The organism is Streptacidiphilus neutrinimicus, from assembly GCF_000787815.1.
Taxonomy (GTDB): Bacteria; Actinomycetota; Actinomycetes; order Streptomycetales; family Streptomycetaceae; genus Streptacidiphilus; species Streptacidiphilus neutrinimicus.
The window spans coordinates 9,071-13,477 of sequence record NZ_BBPO01000123.1; the positions used below are offsets into that span (position 1 = coordinate 9,071).

The 4,407-nt window shown below is 76.2% G+C and carries 2 protein-coding genes and 1 pseudogene; 2 read left to right on the plus strand and 1 reads right to left on the minus strand.

The features are described from left to right. A pseudogene (locus tag TR48_RS36495) lies at positions 1 to 1,991 on the plus strand (hypothetical protein); the annotation flags it as partial. A gap of 57 nt (positions 1,992 to 2,048) precedes the next feature. Then, the gene (locus TR48_RS36500; RefSeq protein ID WP_084730056.1) at positions 2,049 to 2,993 is read left to right on the plus strand and encodes a bifunctional riboflavin kinase/FAD synthetase; all 945 of its coding nucleotides are present in this window, start codon (positions 2,049 to 2,051) and stop codon (positions 2,991 to 2,993) included. Between the two features lie 68 nt (positions 2,994 to 3,061). Here TR48_RS36500 and TR48_RS36505 read toward each other — a convergent pair. Then, positions 3,062 to 4,407, minus strand: a 1,346-nt coding sequence (locus tag TR48_RS36505) for a MinD/ParA family ATP-binding protein (RefSeq protein ID WP_152628383.1), incomplete at its 5' end; no start/stop codon positions are given.

Below are 4,407 nucleotides of genomic sequence, written 5' to 3' on the forward strand. Positions count from 1 at the left end.
CGATGATCCTGGCCGACGCCGCGCCCCCGTCGGCGGAGGAGCCGCCGCCGCGCCCCGTCGGCGCCCACCGCCGTGGCGGCCCGCTCGGGTGGGCGCCGCCGGTCCCGATCCCCGGCCAACCGACGGGCGGCGGCGTCCCGCGCTGGCGTCTCGCGGTCGTCCGGCAGGCGCTCCTCGGCTTGGACGCCGACGACCCGCAGGCTCTGGAGTCGCTGCTCAGCCGCCTCGTCCTGCGCCTCGACGGCCCGGAGGCGGCGCCCCCCGGCTCGGAGGCCCACTGGTGGGCCGGGCGCCTCCTCACCGACACCCTCCACCGACTCCCGAACGCCGCGACCTACGCCCCGCTCCTCCGCGCCCTGGCCGCCCGCGTCGTCTCCAGCACCACCCCGGGCCCCACCCGTCCCTCCGCCAGGCCGCGCGGCGCGGGGGGCGGCCGACGGAGGAAGGCAGAGGCACCTGGTGTCCTTGCCCCTGGAGCGGGCTGCCCAGGCACGGTCTGGTCCGTGCCGGCCGCCACGCCCGGCGGGCTCGCCGCCGGAGCGGGAGAGGGCGTCGCGGGTGAGTCATGGTCCGACCTCCCCGGGTTGCGCAACGGCGGCCACGCGGGGGCCGCAGCGCCGAACGCGTGCGAGGCCCGCGCGCCCGGCGGAGCTGCGGCCGAGGCGGGCGCCGCAGGGACCTTCTGGTCCGTGTCCGCCGCGCCGCAGCAGGGCCGCGAGCGGACGACGGAGGTGTTCGGGGCCGGGGCGCACAGCGGACTCGCTACTGAGTCGGGCGGCGGAGGTGCGTCGTGGCCCGGCATTCCCGGACTGCCGGCCGGCGCTGAGCGGGTCACCGAAGCCGCCGGGGCGGGGGCGCCTGGCGGGCGCGGCGCCGCCGGTGCGCCGGGTGGGCTGGCGGGGGGCGGCGAGAGGCAGAGTGTGGCGCAGGGCGGGCCGTTCCTGCCATGGGACTTCTGGCGGAGCCTGCCGCTGACCGTGGAGGCGAGGCTCGACGTGTTGCGGGTGCTGGTGCGGGCCGGGGCGGAGGAGCCCGGGCGGCTGCTGGGCGAGGTGGTCGCGCGGGAGCCCGGTGCGGCCCTGCCTCCGTTGTGCCGATGGCTGGCCGACGAGCGTCTCAGCGGCATCGCCGCGGAGACGCTGTTCGCGCACCGGCACGTCGCGCTGGACGAGCTCGCGGAGGCGCTTGTCGACGCGGCGCATCCGCGCGCGGACGCGCTGCTGCGGGCGCTCGCGCAGGCGGAGCCGTCGGCGCTGGCGCGGGCCGTGGACCGTTGGGCGCACGATCCGCGTCCCGAGCGGCACGTGGCCGCCGCGACCGTGCTGCCGCTGCTGGCGCGCCAGGCAGCGACGGCCTCGACGGCCGCCTGCGCCACGAAGGGGGCCGCAGGCGCGGCGGCCGAGCGGACGCTGCTGCGGCTCGCCGCCGAGGCGCTGCTCGCGCGCGAGGACGAGGCGTCGCTGCACGGCGCGGCCTATGCCGCGCTCATCAGCGATCCGGCCGCCCGGCCGAAGCGTCTGCGCGAGGCAGTCGACCGCTACCTGGCCGGGGATCCGCTGCTCGGCGCGGCGGCGCTCGCGCCCGCGCTGGACAGCGACCCCGCGCTGGTGCTGACCGGCTACGCGGCGCGGCTCCGTGAGCCGGGGGAGGAGGCTGCCGCCGTGCTGCGGGCGCTCGGCGCGACGCCGGCGCCGCGGGCCAGGACCGGGGCCGCCCGGCTCGTCCGGGAGCACCTCCAGCGCCGTCCGGAGGCGGCCGCCCAGGTCGGGGGGTGGCTGCGGGCGCGGCTCGGGCACGGGCCGGCCGAGCGCGAGACGCTGCTCGCCTTCGTCCGCGACGCTGCGACCGAGCAGCCCGAGCCCGTGCGCTGGCGTCTCGCCGAGGCGCTCGCGGACCTCGACTGCGTTCTCGCGCGGGAGTTGCGCGCGCTGCTCCGCCCGGCTGTGACGAGTCCGATGAGGATCCCGGACCAGGCCCATGGCAAGGTATAGGGGGTTGGAAACACTGGGGCCTGCGGCGACGCGCAGGACGGACGAGGAGCGGTCAAGGTGCAGCGCTGGCGGGGCCTGACGGAAGTGCCGGAGGACTGGGGACGCAGCGTCGTCACCATCGGGTCCTTCGACGGGGTGCACCAGGGCCACCAACTGATCATCGGCCACGCCGTGGACCGTGCCCGCGAGCTCGGGGCCCGTTCGGTGGTGGTCACCTTCGACCCGCACCCGAGCGAGGTCGTCCGCCCCGGCAGCCACCCGCCGTTGCTGGCGCCGCACCACCGCCGGGCCGAGCTGATGGGCGCGCTGGGCGTCGACGCGGTGCTGGTGCTGCCGTTCACCGCGGAGTTCTCCCAGCTGTCGGCGGAGGAGTTCGTCCGGCAGGTGCTCGTCGACGGCCTGCACGCGCGGCTCGTCGTCGAGGGCCCCAACTTCCGCTTCGGGCACCGCGCCGCGGGCAACGTCGAGCTGCTGGCCGAGCTGGGCGGGGTGCACGACTTCGGCGTCGAGGTCCTGGATCTGCGGATCACCGGCGCGGCGGGCGACGGCGCGCCGTTCTCCTCGACGCTGGCCCGCCGCCTGGTCGCCGAGGGCGACGTCGTCGGCGCGGCCGAGGTGCTGGGACGCCCGCACCAGGTCGAGGGCGTCGTCGTGCGCGGCGCGCAGCGTGGCCGCGAGCTCGGCTACCCGACGGCCAACGTCGAGACGCTCCCGCACACCGCCGTTCCCGCCGACGGCGTCTACGCGGGCTGGTTGACGGTGGATCAGGAGCGGATGCCGGCCGCGATCTCGGTGGGCACCAACCCCACCTTCGACGGCACCGAGCGCACCGTCGAGGCCTACGCGATCGACCGGGTCGGCCTGGACCTCTACGGGCTGCACGTGGCCGTGGACTTCCTCGCCTACCTGCGCGGCATGGAGAAGTTCGACTCGATCGAGGCCCTGCTGGACCGCATGGCCGACGACGTGAAGCGCGCCCGCGAGCTGACCGACGGGGTCTGAGCCGACGCGACGACGCGACGAGGGGCGGACCGCTTCGGCGGTCCGCCCCTCGTCATGTCAGCACGGGCTCACTGCTGCGGCGGTGGGTAGCCGTAACCCCACTGCTGGCGCGGGTCGTAGCCCGGCTGCGGCTGGCCGGGCTGCGGGGCCTGCGGCTGCTGCGGGTGGGCCGCGGGCTGGCCCGGCTGCCCCTGCTGCGGCGGGTAGGGCTGGGGCTGCTGGTACTGCTGGCGCGGGTCGTAGCCCGGCTGCGGCTGACCCGGCTGCGGCGGCATGCCGGGCTGCTGCTGCCAGCCCATCTGCTGCGGCTGGATCCGGGAGAAGTCCGCGGCCACCATCGCGGCGAGGTTGAAGTAGGCCTCGCGGGTCTTCGGCTTCATCCGGGTCAGCTCGACCTCGGCGCCCGCGGCCAGGTGCTCGTCGAAGGGGACGACCACGACGCCGCGGCAGCGGGTCTGGAAGTGGGCGACGATGTCGTCCACCTTGATCATCTTTGAGGTCTCGCGGACCCCGGAGACGACCGTGATGCTGCGCTGGACCAGGTCCGCGTAGCCGTGGGCGGTGAGCCAGTCCAGCGTGGTGCTGGCGCTGCTCGCACCGTCGACGCTGGGGGTGGAGACGACGATCAGCTGGTCCGCCAGGTCCAGCACGCCGCGCATGGCGCTGTAGAGCAGACCGGTGCCGGAGTCCGTGAGGATGATCGGGTACTGCTCGCCCAGGAAGTTGATGACGCGGCGGTAGTCCTCGTCGTTGAAGGTCGTCGAGACGGCGGGGTCGACGTCGTTGGCCAGGATCTCCAGACCGCTGCTCGCCTGCGAGGTGTACCGGCGTACGTCCATGTAGCTGCGCAGGTACGGGATCGCGGTGACCAGGTCGCGGATGGTCGCGCTGGTCTCGCGACGCACACGGCGGCCGAGCGTGCCGGCGTCCGGGTTGGCGTCGATCGCGATGACCTTGTCCTGGCGCTCGCTGGCCAGGGTGGAGCCGAGCGCGGTGGTCGTGGTCGTCTTGCCGACGCCGCCCTTGAGGCTGATGACAGCGATCTTGTAGCTGGTCATCACCGGCGTGCGCAGGACGGCCAGCTTCTGCGCCCGGTCCGCCTCGGCGGCCTTGCCGCCCAGCCGGAAGCGCGGGGGACCCTGGCGGCGCTCGGGCGCCTGGTTCTTCAGCAGCCGGTCCGAGGACAGCTCGACGGCGGCCGTGTAGCCCAGCGGCGCGCCCTGTGCGACGGGTCCGGCGGGGGCCCCGCCCCAGCCCTGCTGCTGCGGCGGCGCGGCCCACGGGTTCGGCCCGGCCTGGCCCGGCACACCGGCGGCGGGGTCGCCCTGCGGCGGCATGGCGGGCGGCGGCGTCGCCGGACGGTACGGCTGCTCGCCGTACGGACCGGCCTGCGGCTCGACCGGGACGCCGGGGA